This is a genomic window from Pseudomonas syringae group sp. 247E2, assembly GCF_032587795.1.
GTDB classification, from domain to species: Bacteria; Pseudomonadota; Gammaproteobacteria; order Pseudomonadales; family Pseudomonadaceae; genus Aquipseudomonas; species Aquipseudomonas amygdali.
This window is the reverse complement of the sequence record NZ_JAWHPK010000005.1, coordinates 94,869-117,790: the sequence shown is the minus strand read 5'-3', so window position 1 is coordinate 117,790 and position 22,922 is coordinate 94,869. Positions and strand designations below refer to the sequence as shown.

At 60.5% G+C, this 22,922-nt stretch carries 21 protein-coding genes and 1 pseudogene; 18 read left to right on the top strand and 4 right to left on the bottom strand.

The genetic code is table 11. The features are described from left to right. Window positions 1-68 precede the first annotated feature (68 nt). Together RYC18_RS06515 and RYC18_RS06510 are read left to right on the top strand one after the other, a co-directional pair. On the top strand, window positions 69-1,865 hold the full coding sequence (locus RYC18_RS06515) for a methyl-accepting chemotaxis protein (RefSeq protein ID WP_054083059.1): 1,797 nt from the start codon (window positions 69-71) through the stop codon (window positions 1,863-1,865). Between the two features lie 106 nt (window positions 1,866-1,971). Continuing rightward, the gene (locus RYC18_RS06510) at window positions 1,972-2,283 is read left to right on the top strand and encodes a DUF6482 family protein (RefSeq protein ID WP_032707183.1); all 312 of its coding nucleotides are present in this window, start codon (window positions 1,972-1,974) and stop codon (window positions 2,281-2,283) included. A gap of 8 nt (window positions 2,284-2,291) precedes the next feature. On the opposite strand, the gene RYC18_RS06505 is transcribed toward RYC18_RS06510, so the two are convergent. The 3 genes from RYC18_RS06505 to RYC18_RS06495 form a co-directional block, all read right to left on the bottom strand. Further along, complete coding sequence (locus RYC18_RS06505; protein WP_004658073.1) at window positions 2,292-2,690, bottom strand: RidA family protein; 399 nt, start codon at window positions 2,688-2,690, stop codon at window positions 2,292-2,294. Between the two features lie 77 nt (window positions 2,691-2,767). Next, entirely contained in the window at window positions 2,768-4,741 is a 1,974-nt protein-coding gene (locus RYC18_RS06500) for a DNA topoisomerase III (protein ID WP_316884504.1), read from the bottom strand. Window positions 4,742-4,899: 158 nt separating this feature from the next. Beyond that, on the bottom strand, window positions 4,900-5,727 hold the full coding sequence (locus RYC18_RS06495; protein ID WP_316884502.1) for an HDOD domain-containing protein: 828 nt from the start codon (window positions 5,725-5,727) through the stop codon (window positions 4,900-4,902). Between the two features lie 333 nt (window positions 5,728-6,060). Here RYC18_RS06495 and RYC18_RS26340 point away from each other — a divergent pair. The 16 genes and pseudogenes from RYC18_RS26340 to RYC18_RS06420 all read left to right on the top strand — a co-directional run. Further along, a pseudogene (locus RYC18_RS26340) lies at window positions 6,061-7,092 on the top strand (cache domain-containing protein); the annotation flags it as partial. Window positions 7,093-7,185: 93 nt separating this feature from the next. Next, a complete protein-coding gene (locus tag RYC18_RS26335) occupies window positions 7,186-7,950 on the top strand; it encodes a methyl-accepting chemotaxis protein (protein ID WP_371321914.1) in 765 nt (254 codons plus the stop codon). A 257-nt stretch (window positions 7,951-8,207) separates the two neighbouring features. After that, window positions 8,208-9,041, top strand: a complete 834-nt coding sequence (gene phnC / locus RYC18_RS06485; protein WP_316884500.1) for a phosphonate ABC transporter ATP-binding protein — start codon at window positions 8,208-8,210, stop codon at window positions 9,039-9,041. A gap of 38 nt (window positions 9,042-9,079) precedes the next feature. Continuing rightward, a complete protein-coding gene (gene phnD / locus RYC18_RS06480; RefSeq protein WP_004658078.1) occupies window positions 9,080-10,090 on the top strand; it encodes a phosphonate ABC transporter substrate-binding protein in 1,011 nt (336 codons plus the stop codon). 28 nt (window positions 10,091-10,118) lie between these two features. Beyond that, the gene (gene phnE / locus RYC18_RS06475; protein WP_002553872.1) at window positions 10,119-10,907 is read left to right on the top strand and encodes a phosphonate ABC transporter, permease protein PhnE; all 789 of its coding nucleotides are present in this window, start codon (window positions 10,119-10,121) and stop codon (window positions 10,905-10,907) included. A 36-nt stretch (window positions 10,908-10,943) separates the two neighbouring features. Further along, a complete protein-coding gene (gene phnF, locus RYC18_RS06470; RefSeq protein WP_316884494.1) occupies window positions 10,944-11,678 on the top strand; it encodes a phosphonate metabolism transcriptional regulator PhnF in 735 nt (244 codons plus the stop codon). Between the two features lie 14 nt (window positions 11,679-11,692). Continuing rightward, window positions 11,693-12,157 (top strand): phosphonate C-P lyase system protein PhnG, encoded by a 465-nt coding sequence (gene phnG / locus RYC18_RS06465; protein ID WP_316884492.1) that lies wholly within the window; start codon window positions 11,693-11,695, stop codon window positions 12,155-12,157. Then, window positions 12,157-12,753 carry a phosphonate C-P lyase system protein PhnH gene (gene phnH / locus RYC18_RS06460; protein WP_316884490.1) on the top strand — a complete coding sequence of 199 codons (597 nt, stop codon included), beginning with the start codon at window positions 12,157-12,159 and terminating at the stop codon, window positions 12,751-12,753. The genes phnG and phnH overlap by 1 nt, the downstream gene beginning before the upstream one ends. Further along, on the top strand, window positions 12,753-13,832 hold the full coding sequence (locus tag RYC18_RS06455) for a carbon-phosphorus lyase complex subunit PhnI (protein ID WP_316884488.1): 1,080 nt from the start codon (window positions 12,753-12,755) through the stop codon (window positions 13,830-13,832). Before phnH ends, RYC18_RS06455 begins: the two co-directional genes overlap by 1 nt. Before the next feature lie 11 nt (window positions 13,833-13,843). Next, a complete protein-coding gene (locus tag RYC18_RS06450; RefSeq protein ID WP_162491491.1) occupies window positions 13,844-14,716 on the top strand; it encodes an alpha-D-ribose 1-methylphosphonate 5-phosphate C-P-lyase PhnJ in 873 nt (290 codons plus the stop codon). Beyond that, window positions 14,713-15,534 (top strand): phosphonate C-P lyase system protein PhnK, encoded by an 822-nt coding sequence (phnK, locus tag RYC18_RS06445; protein WP_005744244.1) that lies wholly within the window; start codon window positions 14,713-14,715, stop codon window positions 15,532-15,534. Before RYC18_RS06450 ends, phnK begins: the two co-directional genes overlap by 4 nt. A 41-nt stretch (window positions 15,535-15,575) precedes the next feature. Then, on the top strand, window positions 15,576-16,292 hold the full coding sequence (gene phnL / locus RYC18_RS06440; protein WP_005744242.1) for a phosphonate C-P lyase system protein PhnL: 717 nt from the start codon (window positions 15,576-15,578) through the stop codon (window positions 16,290-16,292). After that, on the top strand, window positions 16,286-17,431 hold the full coding sequence (locus RYC18_RS06435) for an alpha-D-ribose 1-methylphosphonate 5-triphosphate diphosphatase (protein WP_005732942.1): 1,146 nt from the start codon (window positions 16,286-16,288) through the stop codon (window positions 17,429-17,431). The genes phnL and RYC18_RS06435 overlap by 7 nt, the downstream gene beginning before the upstream one ends. After that, complete coding sequence (gene phnN, locus RYC18_RS06430; protein WP_004665582.1) at window positions 17,431-17,997, top strand: phosphonate metabolism protein/1,5-bisphosphokinase (PRPP-forming) PhnN; 567 nt, start codon at window positions 17,431-17,433, stop codon at window positions 17,995-17,997. Before RYC18_RS06435 ends, phnN begins: the two co-directional genes overlap by 1 nt. Then, window positions 17,988-18,737 carry a phosphonate metabolism protein PhnP gene (phnP, locus tag RYC18_RS06425; RefSeq protein WP_005779697.1) on the top strand — a complete coding sequence of 250 codons (750 nt, stop codon included), beginning with the start codon at window positions 17,988-17,990 and terminating at the stop codon, window positions 18,735-18,737. The genes phnN and phnP overlap by 10 nt, the downstream gene beginning before the upstream one ends. A gap of 138 nt (window positions 18,738-18,875) precedes the next feature. Beyond that, complete coding sequence (locus RYC18_RS06420; RefSeq protein ID WP_057405300.1) at window positions 18,876-21,251, top strand: glucose/quinate/shikimate family membrane-bound PQQ-dependent dehydrogenase; 2,376 nt, start codon at window positions 18,876-18,878, stop codon at window positions 21,249-21,251. A 62-nt stretch (window positions 21,252-21,313) separates the two neighbouring features. Here the strand turns inward: RYC18_RS06420 and RYC18_RS06415 are convergent, their stop codons facing one another. Beyond that, a complete protein-coding gene (locus tag RYC18_RS06415) occupies window positions 21,314-22,837 on the bottom strand; it encodes an amidase (RefSeq protein WP_016981362.1) in 1,524 nt (507 codons plus the stop codon). Between the last annotated feature and the right edge of the window lie 85 nt (window positions 22,838-22,922).

Sequence of the window (22,922 nt, the reverse complement as noted above, 5' to 3'; positions counted from 1 at the left end):
TTGAATCTTCGGCACCGACAAGCGTTAATTTTCGTGGATGAATCATTTTTCACCCCAGGAGCAGCGACATGCAGACGTTAAAGGCCTTATACGAGTCAGTCGAAAAGCAGTTTTTCGACACACTGACCAAAAAGCTCTCGAGCCTTTTTCTGCTGGTCCTGGTCAGCGCGCTGCTGTACTGGGTGGCTCTGAACATCCGCTCTGACATCATGCTGCAACTCCACGGCACGCAACTGGATGCGGCCGAACTGGGCAAAATTCAGGGCCAACTGGATGTCCTCAGCAACGCAATCCTGCTGAGCACCCTGTTTACGCTGGTCATGGTCAGTTTCATGGTCTGGTACTTCCGCCATTTGATTGTGCGTCCAGTGATGTTCATGACTCACGCACTCGAAGAAATCGCCAACGGCGAGGGCGACCTGTCCCGTGACTTGCCATTATTGACCCATGACGAAATTCGAGTGCTGGCCAGTACCTGCAATCGTTTTCTGGCCAAGCAGCGCGAGGTTATCAGCAGTATTCAGGCGCTGACGGTGCAGATCGCAGTCGAATCGGCACGCTCGCTGAAAAACATCAGTGATTCCAGCGACAGCGCGACCGATCAGGCGCGTTTCGCCAGAGAGGTGATGGACCAGAGCAATATGGCGGTGGGCAGCATTGAGGACGTCTCGCAGCAGACGCAGGGCATTTCCACTACCACTGCGCAGAACCTGAGCATGGCGCGCGACTCTTATGCCGAATTGCTGGAGGTGACTGGAAACATTAGCCAGATATCCAGCAGTCTCAATGAATTCGGTGGGCTGGTATCCGGCTTGAATGAGCGTTCTTCAAGCATCAAGTCGATTGTCGGGCTCATCCAGCAGATATCCTCGCAGACCAACCTGCTCGCGCTCAATGCGGCCATCGAAGCGGCGCGGGCCGGTGAAAGCGGTCGAGGGTTTGCTGTGGTGGCGGATGAGGTGCGCACCCTGGCGCAGAACGTCAGTAAAGCCACTGACGATATCTCCCGGAACATCGACGCGATGCTTCAGGAGGTCAGCTCCACCCACGAACAGACCATTCAGATCAGCCACAGCGCCCGCGAAACCCAACAGGTCGTAGAGCGCGCATCCGGCCATTTCGAGAGCATGATCGGTGATTTCGAGTCCACCAATGACAAGTTGGCCGACATCGCTGCGCATATCCAGCAGTTCGCAACCACCAACACAGGCATCAACGAACGGGTGACGCGAATTTACTCCGACAGCCAGGCTATCGACCAGCGTATGCAGCACTCTGCTACCGCCACCCGTGACCTGTCCGGTGTAGCCGAGAAGGTTCAGGCCTTGCTGGGGCGTTTCGTGCTGGGGCATGGCGAACTGGACGCTGCCATTACCCGCGCGAGTCAGTGCCGGGACATCCTGCAGGTGCGACTGGCCGAGCTGCACAAACAAGGCGTCAATCTGTTCGATCAGAGCTACAAGCTGATTCCCGGCACCGACCCCAAGCAGTACATGACCGGTTACACAGAGCGCTTCGCGCAAGTCTGTCAGGAAGAGTGCGACAAACTCACCAAGGGCACCCGGGGCGGCAAGGTCACCTTTATCGTGGATAACAAAGGTTACTGCCCGGTCAACAACAGCTGGGTGTCACTGAAACCGACCGGCGACCGTGCCGTCGACTTGCCGGTGTGCCGCAACAAACGCATGTTCTCCGACCCGATAGGCTTGCGTGCTGCGGGCAACCAGCAGCGTTTTCTATTGCAGACCTATCTGCGTGATACCGGCGAGATCATGACCGAAATCGATGTGCCGTTCTTTTTTGAAGGGCGTCATTGGGGCAACTTGCGGATGGGCTTCGACGCGGCGCTGTTGCTGGGCAAGTGAGGCAGCGCTATTGTTGCGTCGATAAGGCATACAACACGACTGAACGTTCGCGCCGGTAAAAGCTCCACTTCTACAAGGCGCTGATTTTCAGAACGCCACCGGAGGTGTGACTTTGAACATTCAAGATCTGACAAAACATGCGAAGGATAAAAAGGTTCGTGAACTCGATCTGATCTCCATCGAGGGCGGTTCCTATGTGCTCCATGCGCAACTGGACGGCAAGTCTGTGCCGGTGGAAGACTCGACTGGCAAAACCTTGCACGTTGCCTCGGTGGAAGAGGCGCGCAAGGTGCTTTCTTCGGTATCTGATGTAAAGCTGTTCCTGACCCAGGCTGTGGCTCACGACGAAATGGTCGGTCTGGGCAGCGTTCAGGCAGAGTCATCACGCCAGGAGATCCCGTTGCGCTCAAGCCACTGATCGCGATGTCAGGCGCTGCGCCTGACCGCGATGCACTTGATTTCCAGCAGCAGCCCGGGATGCGCCAGCTCGGCAACGCCGATGCAGGTCCATGCACATTGGCCGCGCGGAAATATACGGTTTTTCACGTCACGAAACACCGCCATGTGTTCGCTCATGGCTACGTGATAAGTCGTCATGTCGACTATATCGTCGAACGTACAGCCGCCCTCGGCCAGCACCGTGCGCAGGTTTTCCCAACAGGCGATGAACTGCGCTTCGGGGTTGAGGATGACTTCCATTTCCCGTGTGCGTCCCACCTGCCCGGCGCAGTAAAGGGTGTCGCCGACTCTGACTGCGGGTGCATAGCCTGCTCGGTCCATGATCGGCTGCATGGTGGGCGGAACGATGATCTCTCGGTCTGACATGTTGTAACACCTGTTTGGAACGCTTGAGTGTGTAACACCCGACTATGCGATGGCTGATCGGGTTGTATATGAGCCAGTCATCTGGCCGCCGGTTTGGCTGTACGTCGCGGTTTTTTCGTCGCAGTGCCCGTTGCAGCAGAGGACGTAGCAGTGCTGCGCTTGGCGGTCTTGCGTTTTTTCTTCCAGGGCGGCGCAACGCCTGCCGGGCTGGCCGGGCCGCTGATGCTCATGCGCATGCCGACGCAGCGGCTGACCTGTTTGCTCATCCACGCTGCCTGTTTGGCGACGAACTCTTCAAGGCTCATTTCGCCGCTCTGTACCATGTCGAGTGCCTGTTCCCAGATCGCTGTAGTGCCTGGGTCGGCGATGGCGCGGGGGACGGCGTCGATCAGGCTGAATGCTGCGGGCGCTGCGCACAGGGCCTTGCCCTGTTTGGTCAGATAGCCACGGTCCAGCAGGCCCTGAATGATGCCGGCGCGGGTGGCTTCGGTACCGATGCCGGTCGTGTCCTTGAGCTTTTGCTTGAGCAGCGGGTCTTCCACCAGTTTGGCGACGTTTTTCATGGCCTTGATCAGATCGCCTTCGGTAAAAGGTTTGGGCGGTTGGGTCCAGAGGTCCTTGAGGATGACCTCAGCGACGGCGCACTCGCAGCCCTGGAACAATGCCGGCAACGGCTGCGGCGCAGGTGCTTCGCGACCCTTGGCCGGTGCCAGTGCCTCGGGCATGGCACGTTTCCAGCCTGGCTCGACAATTTGTTTGCCGACCGCCCGCAGCGCATGGCCTGCGCAGTCGAAGTCGGCCTGGGTACGGTCGTATTCGTGGTTGGGCAGGAACTGCGCCAGATAGCGCGCCCTGATCAGGGTGTACACCGCTCGCGGCTTGCCGGTCAGACGCTCGACGCCGCGCACGGCAGCAGTGGGAATGATGCCGTGGTGGGCAGTCACTTTGCCGTCATTCCAGGCCCGCGATCGGCGTTGCGGGTCAAGGTGTGGCGACAGGCTGGCCAGCGTCGGGTCTGCCTTGCACAGCGCTGCGATGATACCCGCGGCTTCGCCATGCTGACTGTTCGGCAGGTAACCGCAATCGCTGCGCGGGTACGTGATGACCTTGTGTGTTTCATACAGCGATTGAGCTATATCAAGGGTTTCCTGCGCCCCAAGCCCGAGCTTTTTCGAGCAGATTTCCTGCAGGGTGCCCAGATCGAAAGGCAGCGGGGCAACTTCGCGAATCCGCTCGGTGCGCAGCTTGACCAGCCGTGCGCTGGCCGCACTGCGCATCGCTTCGGCAGCCTGTTGCGCCAGCGGCTGATTCAGGCAGCGGTCCTGATCGTCGCAGGCGTCGGACGGTGCGCGCCATTGGGCGATAAAAGCCTGATTGTCGTGCAACAGCCTGACGTCAATGGCCCAGTAGGGTGCCGGTACGAAGTTGGCGATGCTGCGATCACGGTCCACCACCAGCCGCAGGGTCGGGGTTTGTACCCGCCCGACTGGCAATACGCCCTGATAACCCGACTGGCGACCCAGCAGGGTGAACAGGCGGCTCATGTTCATGCCGATCAGCCAGTCGGCACGGGATCGACCCAGTGCCGAGTGATACAGGCTGAACGTATCGGCACCGGGTTTGAGCGCTGCCAGCGCCTTGCGGATGGAGGCGTCATCGAGTGCCGACAGCCACAAACGCTGAATCGGCCCGCGATAGCGACAGTGTTCGACCAGTTCGCGGGCGATCATCTCGCCTTCGCGGTCGGCATCGGTGGCTATCACCAACTCTTGAGCTTCGCCCAGCAATCGCTTGACTGCCTTGAACTGGCTGGCAGTTCTCGGCTTGACGAGCATCTTCCACTTTTCCGGAATGATGGGCAGGTCTTCCAGCACCCAGCGTTTGTAACGCGCATCGTAGGCGTCGGGCGGGGCGGTTTCCAGCAAGTGGCCGATGCACCAGGTTACGGTGGCATTGGCACCCACCCAGCAGCCGTCGCCACGCCGGGTCGCGCCGAGCGCAGCCGCAATGTCTTTGGCCTGGGAGGGTTTTTCGCAAAGAAACAGCCGCATGACTACCGTCGTCGATTACCGGTGCAAGGGCTGCAAGGATGAACGTTGAATACGCCGCGGGCAAGTTTTATCTGTATGGATATACAGATAAATGAGGAGGACCATGGGGTGAAGCACTCACGCCATGGCCGCTCTTGCAGCCGTGGAGAGTGGCCGGCTTAGCTCAGCAGGTCGGAGAACGCCTTGTCGGCTTCAAGCACCGCTGGCAGTCCGGCAAACAGTGCGTCCAGATCGACTCCTTCCATCAATGGCCCGCCGCAAGCCTGCTGCGCTTGCGCGGTTGCGCCGCCGTGGGCTTCCAGTGCATCGGAGATGGTGATGGCCTGAGCGACGATCTTTGGCAGCGGTGCGTCGGACGGAGCCTTCAGCGGTGTTGCCTGATAGGCGATAGCCTGTTTGATCAGCTCTGGCAGATGCCAGCGACTGGCCAGTTCTGCGCCTACTTCCGGGTAGCTGAAACCCAGTTGCAGGGTTTCGTTGGCCGCTCGCCCCGGTGTACCGGCCTTGGCTGCGTTGTTCAAGCGCTCTGCAACGTCGGGCGCGCCGGTCTGGATCAGCAGTTCGCCGATGTTATGCATGACCCCGCAGGTAAAGGCGATTTCTGGGTCGACACCCGTCTGTTTCGCCAGCATCCGGCAGATCCCTGCCACCTGAAAGCTTTTGAGCCAGAACCCTTTGAGGTCAAAACTCGGCCCGGCTTTGAACGCGCCGGTCACTGCCGAGGCCATTACCAGGGTGCGCAGGGTGTTGAAACCCAGGCGCATGGCCGCGTCTTCGATACTCGAGGATTCTCGCGAGCCGCGAAACCGCGCCGAGTTGGCAAGGCGCAGCACCTTGGCAGCAATCACCGGGTCTTTCTCGATGTTTCGCGCAATGCTTTCCAGGTTCGAGGAAGGGTTGTCAAATTGCAGCATCAGATCCTGAGCCACCTTGGGAATGCTCGGGAGACTGTGCAAATCGTCAAAAAGTTTTTCGATACTCAGCATGGCAAGACCATCCTCTGCACGGCGGGGATGATTCAACCATAGCCAGTTTTTCCGGCTCTGCACGTTTCACCGCCGATTGTGGGAGACAGGTCTCAGCACGCTTTGAAAAAAATAATCAAGGACTCGTCCATCTCGGCCGATATGGCGATACAAGCGTCTCTGTAAGGTTTCGGTACCTGAACCTGCCTGATGATCGACATGGCAGGCGCTGGTGTATCGACTCCGGTTGCTGAACGGCCTGTAGGTTGTTACGTGAAAAGGACGGCACAGTTGGAAGTTTGATTGACGATTCAGAGATCGTCCTTATTGGTTTTTGCCGTGGAAGTAACCGCTATGAAAAGTCTGGGTTTCAGCAAGAAAATTCTTCTCGCCGCCGCATTGATTGTGGTTGTCGCGTTCAGTGTGTTCATTGTCATCAATGACTATCGACAACGTCAGTCGCTCAAATCCAGCGTCAGGTCCGAGTTGCAACAACTGGGTACGCTCACCACGCAGAACATCCAGACCTGGCTGGAAAGCCGCATGCAATTGCTGCAATCGATGTCGCAGCAAGTCGCCGCGGATGGCAAGGAGCTGCCACAGTTGCAGCGCGCCATTGGCCTGCCTGCCTACAGCGAAAGTTTTCAGTTGAGTTACTTTGGCAGCACCGATGGCGTGATGTTCTCGGTGCCGTCGGCCAATCGCCCCGCTGACTACGATCCGCGTGCACGTGGCTGGTACAAGGCGGCACAGAATGCGCCCGGCACCATTGTGACCGAACCCTACATCGCGGCATCTTCCGGCAAGCTGGTCATGACCATGGCCACACCGGTCAAGTTTCAGAATCAGTTCGTGGGCGTGGCCGGTGCTGATATCGCTCTGGACAACGTCACCAAGATCATCAACTCGCTGAACTTTGATGGCCATGGTTATGCGTTTCTGGTCAGTGCCGACGGCAAGATTCTGGTGCACCCGGACAGCAAACTGGTGCTCAAGAACATCAGTGAAGCCTACCCGACCAACACTCCGAAAATTGCTGCCGGGGTGAGTGAAATCGACTCCGGTAAAAAGCCAGAGATCATTTCCTTCACGCCCGTTCAAGGTGTCTCGACGGCCAACTGGTACGTGGCACTGGTACTGGAGCAGGATTCCGCCTACGCCATGTTGACCGAGTTCCGTACCTCGGCCATCACTGCGATGGTGGTTGTGGTGATGGTGATCATCCTGCTGCTGGGCCTGTTGATCCGGGTGTTGATGCAACCCTTGCATCAGATGGGCCGCGCGATGCGTGATATCGCCGATGGCGAGGGCGATTTGACCAAGCGTCTGGCCATTACATCGCAGGACGAATTCGGTGCCCTGGCGCAGTCGTTCAACCATTTTGTCGAACGTATCCATACCTCGATCCGCGAAGTGGCCTCGACTGCCGCGCAACTGGGGGCGGTGGCCACACAAGTGGTCAAGGTCTCCAACGCGTCGATGGACAACTCCGACCAGCAGGCCAACCGCACTGAAAGCGTGGCAGCGGCGATCAACGAATTGGGTGCCGCCGCCCAGGAAATCGCCCAGAATGCTGCGCGCACCTCGCAGCAGTCGAGCGATGCGAGCGGCCTGGCCAGCGACGGCCAGAACGTTGTGCAGCAGACCATCAAGGCCATGAACGAGCTGTCCGGCAAGATCAGCGAGTCGTGCGTGAACATCGAAAGCCTGAATGGCAAGACCGCCAACATCGGGCAGATTCTCGAAGTGATCACCAGCATTTCCCAGCAGACCAACCTGCTGGCGCTCAACGCGGCCATCGAGGCGGCGCGTGCCGGTGAAGCCGGGCGCGGGTTTGCCGTGGTGGCTGACGAGGTGCGTAACCTTGCGCACCGCACTCAGGATTCGGCGCAACAAGTGCAGAAGATGATTGAAGAGCTGCAGGTCGGCGCTCGTGAGGCAGTGGTCAACATGACTGAAAGCCAGCGTCAGAGCGAGGACAGCGTAGGCATCGCCAACCTCGCTGGCGAGCGCCTGGGCAGCGTGACCCGCCGTATCGAAGAGATCAACGGCATGAACCAGTCGGTGGCCGCAGCAACGGAGGAGCAGACCTCGGTGGTGGAGTCGATCAATGTCGACATCACTCATATCAACACCCTCAACCAGCTGGGTGTCGACAACCTGCGCCAGACCCTGGACGCCTGCAACTCGCTGGAAGAGCAGGCTGCCCGCTTGCAGCAACTGGTCGGCAGCTTCCGGATCTGATCCGGCAGCTGTCTGTACCAAGCGAAGGGCTCATCGTGATGTACAGGTTACGATGGGCCTGTAAATAGGGCTCAAACCACGATGATGATCGTTACCACGCTCCGCGTGGTAATGCATTTCGTGACGCTGCAACACCTTCTGCGACAAACTGTTATCAGCTAGTCACTCACGGTTCATGAGGCTGCAACAACACAGGTTCAGTTTGGTTGACAACCGAATACGACCTGTCCCGGGTCGTGCGCAGACCGAGAAGCCTCATGAACGATGCCATTCATGTACAGGGCCTGAACAAGACCTTCTCGCACAAAAGTGCGCTGGTTGACCTTGCGTTGTCTATACAACCTGGTGAGATGGTTGCGCTGATTGGCGCTTCCGGCTCTGGCAAATCAACCTTGCTGCGCCATCTTGCCGGCCTGGCGTGCTGTGATCGCAGCAATGGCGGTCAGGTTCAGGTGCTGGGGCGCGAGGTTCAGTCGTCCGGTCGTCTCAACGGTCAGGTGCGACGTCTGCGCGCCGATATCGGCTATATCTTCCAGCAATTCAATCTGGTCAATCGCCTCAGTGTGCTGGACAACGTTTTGCTCGGTTGTCTGGGACGCATGCCGCGCTGGCGCGGCAGTCTGGCGCTGTTCAATCGCGAGGAAAAACAGCGTGCGATGGCCGCGCTGGACAGGGTAGGGCTGGCAGATCTTTCCACCCAGCGGGCTTCGACCCTGTCTGGCGGCCAGCAGCAACGAGTGGCGATTGCTCGTGCCTTGACCCAGCGCGCCGAAGTGATCCTTGCCGACGAACCGATTGCCTCGCTGGACCCCGAATCGGCCCGCAGGGTCATGGAAATTCTTGCCGACATCAATCGCAGCGATGGCAAGACCGTCGTCGTCACCTTGCATCAGGTGGATTACGCGGTGCGCTATTGCCCGCGTGCCGTGGCCCTCAAGGGCGGGCGGATCCATTTTGATGGCCTGGCGCAGGATCTCAGCAAACAGTTCCTCAATGACCTCTACGGTGCAGACGCGGACGCGAGCCTGATGATCACCGAACGAAGCCGTCGCGTTCGGCAGAAGCCGCGTCTGGAACTGGCCAAAGTCTGAAGCTTTTCAACATCACCCTATTTATCAGGAGAGCCTGCATGTTCAAGCGTATCGGTCGTCTTCTCGCCTCTGCCGCCTTGCTGACCGCCTGCGCGTTGGGCACGGTCCAGGCTGCAGAAGAAAAAGCCATCAATTTCGGCATCATGTCCACCGAGTCATCGCAGAACCTGAAAAGTATCTGGCAGCCGTTTCTCGATGACATGAGCCGCAAAACCGGTCTGAAGGTCAATGCCACCTTTGCCTCGGACTACGCCGGTCTGATTCAGGGCATGCGCTTCAACAAGGTCGATGTGGCCTGGCTGGGCAACAAGGCCGCGATGGAAGCGGTAGACCGCTCCAATGGCGAGATCTTTGCCCAGACGTCTGCCGCCAACGGCGATGCGGGCTACTGGAGCCTGTTGATCGTGCGCAAGGACAGCCCGATCAACTCCGTCGAAGACATGCTCAAGAACGCCAAGAGTCTGACCTTCGGCAACGGTGACCCGAACTCCACGTCGGGTTATCTGGTGCCTGGCTATTACGTATTTGCCAAAAACCACGTGGATGCCTCCACCGCCTTCAAGCGCACCTTGAACTCCAGCCATGAGGTCAATGCCCTGAGTGTTGCCAAAGGTCAGCTGGATGTCGCGACCTTCAATACCGAAAGCTGGGACCGCCTGGCCGTGACTCAACCGGACAAGGTCGAGCAATTGAAGGTGATCTGGAAGTCGCCGCTGATTCCAGCCGACCCGATTGTCTGGAGCAAAGCTCTGTCGGACGAAAACAAGGCGAAGATCCGTGATTTCTTCGCCGATTATGGCAATACCGCTGAAGAGAAAACCGTCCTGAAGAACATGCAGATGGGCAAGTTCCTCAAGTCCAGCGACGACCAGTTGTTGCCTATTCGCCAGCTTGAGCTGTTCAAACAGCGTACTGAGGTGGCCGCCAGCACCACGCTGGATGCTCAGGAGAAAGCGACCCGCCTCAAGGACATCGACGCCAGCCTGAACAAGTTGCAGGAGCGCATCACCGAGCTGAACCAGAAAACGGCAGACAGCTCTGCAGGTTGAGCCAATCGATCACTATCAGGAGTTCGCCATGACCACTCAAGTTGCCTATGCCCAGGCTGCGGGCAAGCCCAACTGGTCTCGTTACCTGGGTTGGGGGCTGTTGCTTGCGGCACTGGCCTGGGCCTGGCAGGGCGCGGAAATGAACCCGATGACGCTGGTTCGAGACTCGTCGAACATGGCGACCTTCGCCGCCGATTTCTTCCCGCCGGACTTCCGTGAGTGGCGCAGCTACCTCAAGGAAATGCTGGTGACCATCCAGATTGCCCTGTGGGGTACGGCGCTGGCGATTGTCTGTTCGATACCGCTGGGCGTTCTTTGCGCCGAGAACATCACGCCGTGGTGGATTCACCTGCCATTGCGGCGCTGCATGGACGCCTTTCGCTCGATCAATGAGATGGTTTTTGCGATGTTGTTTGTGGTCGCGGTCGGGCTTGGGCCGTTTGCCGGGGTGCTGGCGCTCTGGATCAGTACCACCGGTGTGCTAGCCAAGCTGTTCGCCGAAGCCGTCGAGGCCATAGAGCCTGGTCCTGTCGAAGGGGTACGTGCGACCGGTGCCAGTGCTTTACAGGAAGTGATCTACGGTGTAATTCCTCAGGTTATGCCGCTATGGATCTCCTATGCTTTATACCGGTTCGAATCCAATGTGCGCTCGGCGACCGTGGTGGGCATGGTCGGTGCAGGCGGCATCGGGGTCATTCTCTGGGAGAATATCCGGGCCTTTGCGTTCGTCCAGACCAGCGCCGTGCTGCTGGTGATCATCGTTGTGGTAAGCGTCATCGACATCATGTCGCAGCGCCTGCGCAAGCAATTCATCTGACAGAAGAGGGGTGTTCAATGAACACTTTTTTTAATCATGCAGTTGTCTAGACAAGCTGAGCCGATGTACCTCGAACTGGCTGAAACCCTGCGCGATGAGCTGGTCTCGTATCGGCCCGGCGATTATCTGCCTGCCGAGTTTCAGTTGGCCGAACGCTTCTGTGTCAACCGCCATACGATCCGCCGAGCGGTCGATGAACTGGTCCGTGAGGGCAGTGTGTTGCGACGCCAGGGCAAGGGCACGCAAGTGCTGGAACGTCCGTTGATCTACCCGATGCAGGCCGACAGCGCCTACAGCCAGTCACTGTCGGCACAAGGCATCGGCGTGGAAGCGATTCTGCTGTTGCGCCGCGAATGCCTCGCCAGTCACGAAGATGCGCTGCATCTGGGGCTGGCCGAGCATGCGCCGCTGATCGAAATGCAGACGTTACGCAAGCTGGATGGCCAGCCTGTGAGCCTGATCTGCCATCGCTACAGCGCCCGCTACAGCGATGTGCTGGCTGACTATCAGGGTGGCTCGGTTCGCCAGTATCTGGCTGAGCGCGAGTTGCCGCTGAGCCGCGCGCAGAGCCTGATCGGAGCACGCCTGCCGTCCCGTGAAGAGGCCGGGCTGCTGCTGATGCCCCGGCACATGCCGGCGCTGACGGTGTTGACGGTTTCGTGTGACCGATCGGGGCGGCCGGTGGAGCTTTCCCGCTCGGCCAGCCGCTGCGACCGCTTCCAGTATCAGGTGACGTTCAACCAGATCGCCGTCACCCCAACGACTGACTGACATCGAGGTGTTCCATGCAAGCAACCCCTGAAACGGCCGCACGGCAGCACTGGATGGGCGTACTGGCGCGCGCCTTTGTCGATGAGCCGAGCCGCGAACAGTTGCAGCGTCACGAGGCGGCGTTGCGCGACACCGATTACCAGATAATCCGTGCCCCGGAAATCGGCATGACCCTGGTGCGTGGTCGCATGGGCGGCACCGGTTCGGCGTTCAATCTTGGCGAGATGAGCGTTACCCGCTGCGTGGTCCGTCTGGCCGATGGCCGCACGGGTTACAGCTACCTGGCCGGACGCGACAAGCGCCATGCCGAACTGGCGGCGCTGGCTGATGCCCATTTGCAAGGCGCGCAACAGGCCTGGTGGCTGTCCGAGCTGATCGAGCCCCTGGCGCGTGCGCAAGCCGAGCGTCGTGCACGCAAGGACGCAGAAGCCGCTGCAACCAAAGTGGAATTCTTTACCCTGGTCCGAGGAAAAGACTGATGAATGCCGTCCTTCTGCAACCTGCCTTCACCGATCCAGTGCTGGATGCCCAGCGCAGTTTTCGCGTAGTGCTCAAGGCTTTGTCCGGTCCGGGTGTGATCCAGACCCTGCCCACCAGACATCAGCCGCCTGCCTTGCAGGGCCTGGACAGTGCCACTCATGCCTTGTGCCTGGCGCTGCTGGACCTGGACACTCCGCTCTGGCTTGCCCCTGAGTTTGATACCCCGGCGATTCGCGCGAATATTGCCTTTCATTGCGGCAGCCCGATTGTCACTGACCGGAGTGCTGCTCGTTTCGCGTTGCTCGATGCGTCGACTGTCGGGGACCTGCACGGTTTCGATACCGGCAACGACCGTTACCCTGATCAGTCCTGCACCTTGCTGATTCAGTTGCCAGGCCTGCAAGGCGGACAGACCCTTGCCTGGAGCGGTCCCGGCATCGAGCAGCAAAATTCTGTGGCCTTGCCGCTGGACGAAGCGTTCTGGACCGAGCGTGAAGCACGGAATGTCTTCCCCTGCGGGCTGGACGTGTTCTTTGTGTCGGGCAACCAAATGCTCGGCTTGCCACGCAGCACCCGCGTGCAGGAGTGTGCCTGATGTACGTCGCCGTGAAGGGTGGCGAACAGGCCATCGATAACGCCCACCGCCTGCTGGCCAGCAAGCGCCGTGGCGATACAAGCATTGCCGAGCTCGATGTCGAGCAGATCCGCCAGCAGTTGCCACTGGCGGTTGCGCGAGTCATGAGCGAGGGTTCGCTGTACGACCCGCAGCTGGCCGCACTGGCGATCAAGCAATCGGCGGGGGATTTGATCGAAGCGATCTTTCTGCTGCGCGCCTACCGCACGACGCTGACGCGTTTTTGCGCCAGCGTGCCCATCGACACCTCGAATATGCAGCTCAACCGGCGCTTGTCTGCCACGTTCAAGGACGTCCCCGGCGGGCAATTGCTGGGCCCGACCTTTGACTACACCCACCGCCTGCTGGATTTCACCTTGCTGGCCGAAGGTGAGCACCCTGGCCCGGACGTGGCGCCGGATGCAACGCTGCAACCCTGCCCGCGAGTGCTGGGGTTGCTGGCCAAAGAAGGGTTGATCAAACCTGAAGTGGACGATGGCGAGAGCGTCGCGGACATCACCCGCGAACCGCTGGAGTATCCGTCCAGTCGTGCCCAGCGTTTGCAGGCGCTGGCCCGTGGCGATGAGGGTTTCCTGCTGGCACTGGGTTATTCGACCCAACGTGGTTACGGCCGCAACCATCCGTTCGCCGGGGAAATCCGCATCGGCGAGGTAGAGGTCTGGATAGAGCCTGAAGAACTGGGTTTTCCGATTGTGATCGGCGACATCGAAGTGACCGAGTGCGAGATGGTCAACCAGTTCGTCGGCTCGGCCAGCGAACCTGCGCAGTTCACCCGTGGCTACGGCCTGGCATTCGGCAACGCAGAGCGCAAGGCAATGGGCATGGCGCTGGTGGACCGCTCGTTGCGCGCCGGGGAATTCAACGAAGAAGTCCGCTCGCCGGCCCAGCAGGAAGAGTTCGTGCTGGCGCATTGCGACAACGTCGAGGCGGCCGGTTTTGTCTCGCACCTCAAGCTGCCGCATTACGTGGACTTCCAGTCCGAGCTGGAGTTGATCCGCAAGCTGCGCAAGTCCGCACCGCAACCGGAGAGCGACCAATGACTAATGCACCGATGAACACCGCAGAGCAAAGGTCCGCACGGGATGACGCCTACAACTTCGCGTATCTGGACGAGCAGACCAAACGCATGATTCGCCGTGCCTTGCTCAAGGCGGTAGCGATTCCCGGTTATCAGGTACCGTTCGGCGGGCGCGAGATGCCGCTGCCTTATGGTTGGGGCACCGGCGGGATGCAGCTGACCGCTGCGATCCTGGGTGCCGATGATGTGCTCAAGGTCATCGACCAGGGCGCTGACGACACCACCAACGCAGTCTCGATCAGGCGTTTCTTTGCCCGTACGGCCGGTATCGCCACCACCGAGCGCACCCCCGAGGCGACTGTCATCCAGACCCGTCACCGCATTCCGGAAACACCGTTGCACGCCGATCAGATCATGGTCTATCAGGTGCCGATTCCCGAGCCGCTGCGTTTCATCGAGCCTTCGGAAACCGAGACCCGCACCATGCACGCGCTGGACGATTACGGCGTCATGCACGTCAAGCTCTACGAAGACATCGCTACCTTCGGCCACATCGCTACCAGTTACGCCTACCCGGTGATGGTCGATGAGCGTTACGTGATGGACCCGTCGCCGATCCCTAAATTCGACAACCCCAAGCTGCACATGAGCCCTGCGCTGATGCTGTTTGGTGCGGGACGGGAAAAGCGTCTGTATGCCGTACCGCCGTTTACCCGGGTGGTAAGTCTGGACTTTGAAGATCACCCGTTTGAAGTGCAGCGCTGGGAGCAGTCCTGCGCAATCTGCGGCAGCCATGAGTCCTTTCTCGACGAGCTGATTCTCGACGATGCCGGGACGCAGAGCTTTGTCTGCTCCGACACCGATTACTGCGCCCAGCGCGTCAAGCAGCAGGAGAACGACCGATGATCAGTGCACGTTCGTTGGACGCGGCGGGCGGGCGCCTTCCTGACGCTGTGCAGCCGCTGCTCAAGGTACGCGGCTTGACTCGCCTGTACGGTGTGCAGAAGGGCTGTCAGGACGTCAGTTTCGATCTGTACCCCGGCGAAGTGCTGGGCATCGTTGGCGAGTCCGGCTCGGGGAAGTCCACGCTGCTGTCGCTGTTGAGCGGGCGCTGCCCGCCGGATCGCGGCAACATCGATTATCGAAGCAAGGATGGCAACTGGTTTGATTTGTACAGTTCCAGTGAGGCGCAACGTCGCACCTTGTTACGTACCGAGTGGGGCTTTGTCGAGCAGAACCCGCGTGACGGTTTGCGCATGGGCGTCTCTGCCGGAGCCAATATCGGCGAGCGCCTGATGGCCCAGGGCGTGCGCAATTATCAGCAATTGCGCAGTGCAGCGCTGGATTGGCTGAGCCAGGTCGAGATCGACCCGCTGCGCATTGATGATCTGCCGCGCACATTTTCCGGCGGCATGCAGCAACGCCTGCAAATCGCCCGCAACCTGGTGTCCAGCCCCAGACTGGTGTTCATGGACGAACCCACCGGCGGGCTGGACGTGTCGGTGCAGGCGCGGTTGCTCGACCTGTTGCGTGGTCTGGTTCGAGAGCTGGACCTGGCCGTGGTCATCGTCACTCACGACCTGGCGGTCGCACGGTTGCTGGCTGATCGGCTGATGGTCATGCGTCGCTCGGAAGTGGTCGAAAGCGGCCTGACTGACCAGATTCTCGATGACCCGCAGCATCCGTATTCACAACTGCTGGTGTCCTCGGTATTGCAGCCATGAGCCGCACTGTCCGAACAGCCTGTACAGAAGAGGTGAGCCCGATGACAACCTTGATCGAGGTCCGTGACCTGTCGAAAACCTTCACCCTGCACCAGCACAACGGCGTGGTCCTCGATGTGCTGCGCGGGCTCAGTTTCTCGGTGCGCGCTGGCGAATGCCTGGTGCTCAGCGGGCAGTCCGGCGCGGGCAAAAGCACATTGTTGCGCACTTTGTACGGCAACTACCTGCCTGCCGCTGGCAGCATCCGCGTACAGCACGAAGGCGAGTGGACCGAACTGGTCGGGGCAACCCCGCGCCAGGTGCTTGAGGTGCGGCGCAAAACGCTCGGCTATGTCAGCCAGTTCTTGCGCGTCATTCCGCGTGTCTCCAGCCTGGATGTAGTGATGGAGCCGGCACTCGCACGCGGATGGTCGCGCGAACAGGCTCAGGAGCGCGCGCAACTGCTGCTGAACCGGCTGAACATTCCCCAGCGCCTTTGGCCACTGGCTCCCAGCACCTTTTCCGGTGGTGAACAGCAGCGTATCAACATCGCCCGGGCATTCATGGTGCCGTGGCCGGTTTTATTGCTCGACGAACCGACGGCTTCGCTGGACGACGCCAACCGTCAGGTGGTGCTGGAGCTGGTCGACGAGGCCAAACAGGCCGGTGCCGCACTGATCGGTATTTTTCATGACCGCGACGCCCGTGAGGCAGTCGCCAATCGTCAACTCGACATGAGCCCGGTGGACCTCACCGCCAAGGAGTTGCTGCAATGCTGAACGAACAGATCTTTAGTAACGCCCGTGTGGTGACTGCCGAGCAGGTGTTCGTCGGCACAGTCGTGGTCCGCGACGGCCTGATTGCCGAGGTTCAGAGCGGGCGCAGCCAACTGAGCCAGGCTCAGGACATGCAGGGCGATTACCTGCTGCCGGGCCTGGTGGAGTTGCACACCGACAATCTGGAGAAGCACCTGTCGCCGCGGCCGGGTGTCGACTGGCCGTCGATGTCGGCGGTGATCAGCCATGATGCGCAAATTGTCGCGGCCGGGATTACCACGGTGTTCGATGCACTGTCTATTGGCGACATCAACCCCAAAGGCAAGCGCATGCAGCAACTGCCCGCAATGCTTCAGGCGATTGCCGACGCCAACGCAGCGGGCCTGACCCGCGCCGAGCACCTGTTGCACCTGCGTTGTGAGGTCAGTCATCCGGATACCCTGAGCGTGTTTCGTGACCTGGTGGACCAGCCACTGGTGCAACTGGTTTCGGTGATGGACCACGCGCCCGGCCAGCGCCAATTTGCCCTGGAGTCCAAGTACCGCGAGTACTACATGGGCAAGTACCACATGAGTCATGAGGAAATGGACCGCTTTATCGTCGAACAGGTGGCCAATTCCACCGAGTATGCCGACCGCTACCGGCGCGCGATTGTCGAACTGTGCCTGGCGCGCGGCCTGTCGATTGCGAGCCACGACGACGCAACCATGGCACATGTCGAGGAATCGGCAGGTTTCGGCATGAACATCGCCGAATTCCCGACCACACTCGAAGCGGCCCGCGGCTGTCGGCAACTGGGCATGAGTGTGCTGATGGGCGCACCGAACATCGTGCGCGGCGGCTCGCACTCCGGTAACGTGGCGGCAGCATCGCTGGCCCGACACGGGCTGCTGGACATTCTGTCCAGCGATTACTACCCGGCCAGCCTGTTGCAGGCCGCGTTCATGCTGGCCGAACAGGACAACGACTGCGAGCTGCCGCACGCGATCAATATGGTCAGCCGCACGCCCGCCGTTGCGGCAGGGTTGGCGGATCGGGGCGAGATTCGCATCGGTCTGCGCGCTGATCTGATTCAGGCGCGCAATCATGCAGGCCTGCCGGTTATCGACAAGGTCTGGCGACAAGGCAAGAGGGTGTTTTGATGGTTGGCAGGTTGATCTATCTCATCGGGCCGTCCGGTTCAGGCAAGGACAGCCTGCTGGATGCAGCCCGTGAAACGCTGGCGCAACGCAACTGCCGGGTTGTACGGCGGGTGATCACCCGTTCTGCCGAAGCGGTGGGCGAGGCGGCACAGGCGGTGACGGTCGAACAGTTCGAGCAGATGCGCGAGCGTGGCGCGTTTGCCTTGAGCTGGCAGGCCAATGGCTTGCACTACGGCATCCCCATCGAGATCGATCAGTGGCTGCTGGAGGGCCACGACGTGTTGATCAACGGCTCCCGGGCGCATCTGCAGAAAGCGCAATTGCGTTATCCGACGCTGCTGGCGGTGCTGCTGACCGTCAATCAGGACGTGCTGCGCCAACGGCTGTTGGCGCGCAACAGGGAAACCCTTGCGGAAATCGAGGAGCGCCTAGCGCGCAACTCGCGCTTTGCCGGGGATTTACTGGCGAACAATCCGCAGGTCTTCCCGCTGGATAATTCGGGTGATCTGCAACAGACCGTCGCCACGCTTATCGGCCTGATGGAGCGGCGTGACGCATGCGCCTGACCCTGCTGGGCACCGGTGACGCACGACAGGTGCCGGTCTACGGTTGCCAGTGCCCGGCCTGCTCGGCGGCGCGGGCGAATCAGGACCTGCGACGCTTGCCGTGTAGTGCGCTGATTGAATGCGCCGATCAGCGCTGGTTGATCGATAGCGGCCTGACCGACCTTACCGAACGTTTCCCGCCGCGCAGCCTGAATGGCATCCTGCAGACGCATTACCATGCCGACCATGCCCAGGGCCTGCTGCATCTGCGCTGGGGCCAGGGGCTGGTGATTCCGGTCCACGGCCCGGCGGACCCGGAAGGCCTGGCCGACCTCTACAAGCACCCCGGCATTCTCGATTTCAGCCAGCCGTTTGCAGCCTTCGAAACCCGGGCACTGGGCGCACTGCAGGTTACGGCGTTGCCGCTGACGCACTCCAAGCCCACGTTCGGGTACATGTTTGAAGGCGACGGGCAACGTTTTGCCTACCTGACCGACACAGTCGGCTTGCCCGACGCGACCTGCGAGTTTTTGCAACGCCAACCGCTGGATGTGTTGATTCTCGATTGTTCCATGCCCCCACAGCCTCAGCCGCCACGCAATCACAATGACCTGACCCTGGCGCTGCAAACCATCGACCAGTTGCGACCGGGCAAGGCGGTATTGACGCACATCGGCCATACGCTGGATGCGTGGTTGATGGGGCTGCCGCCAGGACTGCCGGGCCATGTATTGATCGGTCGGGATGGCATGGCGCTATAGGCGTGCGCATAAACGCAAAAACTGTGCGCTGATCGCCCGCAAAAGCCTGTTCCAGAAGCTTGGCAGCCTGCGACAATTTGTCATTATGAACCGTTTGGTACATTCTGTTCGGCTGTAAAAATCCGACAGGTTTGAAAAATGACAAACAAGCAAGACACAGGAACTGGCGGCAGGTTGCTGCTGCTTGGGCTGGGAGTACTGATCGCCCTGATCGGGCTCGGTCTGGCAGGTGGCGGCGGCTATCTGGTGACATTGGGCGGCAGCTGGTTCTTCCTGCTGATGGGACTGGCGATGCTGATCAGTGGTGCGCTGATCGCCGCGCGCAAACCCAAAGGTGCTTTGTTGTATGGCATCGCCCTGGTACTGACCGCCATCTGGGCTATCTGGGATGCAGGCCTGCACTATTGGCCGCTGGTGTCCCGCCTATTGACCTTTGCCGTGATCGGCCTGGTGATTGCGCTGATCTACCCGACACTGGTGCGCGCTTCGGGTGCTCAGGCGGGTCGTGGCGCATATGGTCTGGCCGGCATGCTGGCCATCGGTGTTGTGGCGACCATTGGCTACATGTTCGTTCCGAGCCATGTGGTCAGCGCCAGCAGCGTGCCGCCTATTGTCCCGGTGGCGCCGGGTGCCGAGCAGAAGGACTGGGCACACTGGGGCAATACGCCGGCAGGTAACCGGTTCGCTGCTCTGGATCAGATCAACAAGAGCAACGTCGACAAGCTGCAGGTTGCCTGGACCTTCCACACCGGCGACATTCCGCAGAGCACAGGTGCCGGTGCAGAAGACCAGAACACCCCGCTGCAGGTCGGCGACACGGTCTACACCTGCACCGCCTACGGCAAAGTATTCGCACTGGATGCTGACACCGGCACTCAGCGCTGGAAGTTCGATCCGCAGGGCAGTGCGCCCAACTGGCAGCGCTGCCGAGGCCTGGGCTACTTCGCCGCACCCGCACCCGCAGCTGCACCCGACGCACCTGCCCAGCCAGCCGCCGCGTGCGCCACACGCGTGTTTCTGCCGACTGGCGACGCTCGCCTGATCGCACTCGATGCCAGGACCGGCGAGACCTGCAAGGACTTTGGTAATCAAGGCGTAGTCGATCTGAAAACCGACATGGGCGAAGTCAAGGAAGGCTACTACCAGCAGACCTCGACGCCGCTGGTGGCCGGTAATGTAGTGGTGGTGGGCGGTCGGGTTGCCGACAACTTCTCCACCGGCGAACCTCCAGGCGTGGTGCGTGCTTTCGACGTACACAGCGGTGAGCTGGTTTGGGCCTGGGATCCGGGTAACCCGAATACCAACAAGCGTCCGCCAGCAGGTGAAACCTATACGCGTGGCACGCCGAACGTCTGGTCGGCCATGTCCTACGATGACAAGCTCGGCCTGATCTACCTGCCGACCGGTAACGCTACACCCGACTTCTTCGGCGGGACGCGTACCGAGCAGGACGACAAATGGTCCTCATCAGTCGTTGCGGTGGACGTAAAGACCGGTCAGGTGCGCTGGAACTTCCAGATGACCCACCATGATCTGTGGGACTTCGACATTCCGGCGCAACCGTTGCTGTATGACATCCCGGACGGCAAGGGCGGTACGCAGCCGGCATTGGCGCAAGTCACCAAGCAGGGCGAGATTTTCCTGCTCAACCGCGAAACCGGCGTGCCAATTTCGCGTGTCGAAGAACGCCCTGTGCCGCAGGGTAATGTGCCGGGCGAGCGCTATTCTCCGACCCAGCCGTTCTCGGTGGACATGCCGTCGATTGGCAACCAGACCCTCAAAGAGTCCGACATGTGGGGTGCCACGGCGTTCGACCAACTGATGTGCCGCATCGCTTTCAAAGGCATGCGTCACGAGGGCGTTTACACACCGCCAGGCCTGGACCCTGCGTTGCAGTTCCCCGGCTCGCTGGGCGGCATGAACTGGGGCAGCGTCTCGGTCGACCCGACCAACAACTATATGTTCGTCAATGACATGCGCCTGGGCCTGGCCAACTACATGATCCCGCGCGACAAGATCGCCGCCGGTGCCAGTGGTATCGAGATGGGCGTCGTGCCGCAGACCGGCACGCCGTTTGGTGCAATGCGCCAGCGCTTCCTGTCTGCCGTCGGCATTCCGTGCCAGGCACCGCCGTTCGGCACCATGTCGGCGATTGACCTGAAAACCAAAAAGCTGATGTGGCAGGTTCCGGTCGGCACCGTGAAAGACACAGGTCCGATGGGCGTCCGCATGGGCCTGCCGATTCCGATTGGCATGCCGACGCTGGGTGCTTCGCTGTCCACCCAGTCGGGCTTGCTGTTCTTCGCCGGTACCCAGGACTTCTACCTGCGTGCCTTCGACAGCGGCAACGGCAATGAAATCTGGAAGGCCCGTCTGCCAGTCGGCAGCCAGTCCGGCCCGATGACCTACGTGTCGCCCAAAACCGGCAAGCAGTACATCCTGCTCACCGCCGGCGGTGCACGCCAATCGCCGGATCGTGGCGATTACGTGATTGCCTACGCGTTACCCAAGTAACGTGCTTCAACGTTGAGGGGCAGATTTTGCCCCTCATCTTTCCGAACCTGGCTGCGCCGCGTTCACATCGCCCCAATCTCCGGCTTGCCCGTTCTCGATCCGCCGTAAACCGGTGGATGCGTGACGATGTGCGTCAGGTCGACCGCCGAGGCCAGCAATTTTTGCAGGTCCGGGCGTGGGCGGGACAAGCGTGGGTCATTCGTCGTCGCCTGTTCGAGCGCTTCGGCGCAGGCGAGCAGTTTTGCGTCGCCGCGGAACCCGCCGATCACCTGTAACCCGAACGGCATGCCGTTGTGGTCGGTGCCGCAGGGCAGGGACAGTGCCGGGTTGGTGGTCAGGGTGATGGTGTAGCACAGCGCCAGCCAGCGATAGTAATTGTCCAGTGGTACACCGTTGACTTCGCGCAGGTACAGTTCGCTCCACGGGAAGGGCGAGACTGGCGTGGTCGGGGCGAGGATCAGGTCGTAGTGTTCGAATTGCTTTTGGAAACCGCGAAAGATCCGGCTCTGCTCGCCGTGCGCCTTGACGCAGTCCTGCAGCGACATGGCGGCGCCCATCTCAAAGTTGGCGCGGGTGTTGGGTCCCAGCGCATCGGGGTCGCGGTCATGGGCGTCCTGCAACCCTGCAACGAAGGCTTCGGCACGCAGTACATCGAAGGTGCGATGGGCGCTGCCCAGATTCAGGTCGATGGCTTCGCAGGATTTGAAGAGCGGCTTCAGTGCATTGATTTTTTCCCGGAAAACGGCACGGATTGTGTCATCGACTGCGCACGCGCCGAAGTCTTCGCTATAGCCGACCCGCAGTTGGCTGAGGTCGACGGTGCGTGGTGCAAATTCGTCATCGGCAATGGCATAGCTCAACGGATCAGACTGTCCCAGCCCGGCGCTGGCGCGCAGTTGCAGCAGCGTGTCGGCGACATTGCGACCCATCGGGCCAACAACGGAAATCGGCGTCCAGCCGAGTTTTTTGCGTTCGCTCGGTACCAAGCCGGGTGAAGGTCGCAGGCCGACGATGCCGCACAGTGCTGCGGGAATGCGCAACGAACCACCGGTGTCTGAACCGCTGCACAACGGCACCATGTCCACAGCCAATGCGGCGGCTGAACCACCCGAGGAACCGCCTGCGTTGAGTTCCGGATTGAACGGGTTGCCGGTCGCGCCCCAGACTACGTTGCGGGTGTTGGCTCCGGCGCCGAGTTCCGGGACATTGGTCTTGCCGACGACGATTGCTCCGGCAGCACGCAGGCGGGCGACGAACAGGTTGTCCTGCGCGGGGATGTTGTCGCGGAACAATTGTGAGCCGTAAGTGGTGAGTACCCCGGCAGTTTCTTCCAGATCCTTGATGCCGATTGGCAGGCCATGCAGCAGCCCCAGCGGTTTGCCTTGCAGGACTGCATGCTCGGCCAGCAGTGCCTCGTCGCGGGCGCGCTTGAAACAGGTGGCGGCGAACGCATTGATTTTCGGGTTCAGGCTTTCAATGCGCTCGATACAGGCGTCGAGCAATTCCACTGGCGAGATCTGTTTGTTGCCGATCAGCGCACGCAGTTCGGTGGCGGATTTGCCAAGGAGCTCGGATGGGTTTTGCATGGAATGTTCTCCCGAATGTCATCGTTCCGCACGCTCCGCGTGGGAATGCATTTCGTGACGCTCTGCGTCACACACCTGCGTCGCG

Bases quoted from the DNA above. Each gene is read 5' to 3' on its own strand.
- phnF (WP_316884494.1), top strand. From the start codon at position 10,944: ATGCAGTTGTCTAGACAAGCTGAGCCGATGTACCTCGAACTGGCTGAA.
- RYC18_RS06420 (WP_057405300.1), top strand. From the start codon at position 18,876: ATGACAAACAAGCAAGACACAGGAACTGGCGGCAGGTTGCTGCTGCTT.
- RYC18_RS06455 (WP_316884488.1), top strand. From the start codon at position 12,753: ATGTACGTCGCCGTGAAGGGTGGCGAACAGGCCATCGATAACGCCCAC.
- RYC18_RS06435 (WP_005732942.1), top strand. From the start codon at position 16,286: ATGCTGAACGAACAGATCTTTAGTAACGCCCGTGTGGTGACTGCCGAG.
- RYC18_RS06500 (WP_316884504.1), bottom strand. From the start codon at position 4,741: ATGCGGCTGTTTCTTTGCGAAAAACCCTCCCAGGCCAAAGACATTGCG.
- phnN (WP_004665582.1), top strand. From the start codon at position 17,431: ATGGTTGGCAGGTTGATCTATCTCATCGGGCCGTCCGGTTCAGGCAAG.
- RYC18_RS06515 (WP_054083059.1), top strand. From the start codon at position 69: ATGCAGACGTTAAAGGCCTTATACGAGTCAGTCGAAAAGCAGTTTTTC.
- phnH (WP_316884490.1), top strand. From the start codon at position 12,157: ATGAATGCCGTCCTTCTGCAACCTGCCTTCACCGATCCAGTGCTGGAT.
- phnP (WP_005779697.1), top strand. From the start codon at position 17,988: ATGCGCCTGACCCTGCTGGGCACCGGTGACGCACGACAGGTGCCGGTC.
- phnK (WP_005744244.1), top strand. From the start codon at position 14,713: ATGATCAGTGCACGTTCGTTGGACGCGGCGGGCGGGCGCCTTCCTGAC.
- phnD (WP_004658078.1), top strand. From the start codon at position 9,080: ATGTTCAAGCGTATCGGTCGTCTTCTCGCCTCTGCCGCCTTGCTGACC.
- RYC18_RS06505 (WP_004658073.1), bottom strand. From the start codon at position 2,690: ATGTCAGACCGAGAGATCATCGTTCCGCCCACCATGCAGCCGATCATG.
- RYC18_RS06415 (WP_016981362.1), bottom strand. From the start codon at position 22,837: ATGCAAAACCCATCCGAGCTCCTTGGCAAATCCGCCACCGAACTGCGT.
- phnE (WP_002553872.1), top strand. From the start codon at position 10,119: ATGACCACTCAAGTTGCCTATGCCCAGGCTGCGGGCAAGCCCAACTGG.
- phnG (WP_316884492.1), top strand. From the start codon at position 11,693: ATGCAAGCAACCCCTGAAACGGCCGCACGGCAGCACTGGATGGGCGTA.
- phnC (WP_316884500.1), top strand. From the start codon at position 8,208: ATGAACGATGCCATTCATGTACAGGGCCTGAACAAGACCTTCTCGCAC.
- phnL (WP_005744242.1), top strand. From the start codon at position 15,576: ATGACAACCTTGATCGAGGTCCGTGACCTGTCGAAAACCTTCACCCTG.
- RYC18_RS26335 (WP_371321914.1), top strand. From the start codon at position 7,186: ATGGACAACTCCGACCAGCAGGCCAACCGCACTGAAAGCGTGGCAGCG.
- RYC18_RS06450 (WP_162491491.1), top strand. From the start codon at position 13,844: ATGAACACCGCAGAGCAAAGGTCCGCACGGGATGACGCCTACAACTTC.
- RYC18_RS06495 (WP_316884502.1), bottom strand. From the start codon at position 5,727: ATGCTGAGTATCGAAAAACTTTTTGACGATTTGCACAGTCTCCCGAGC.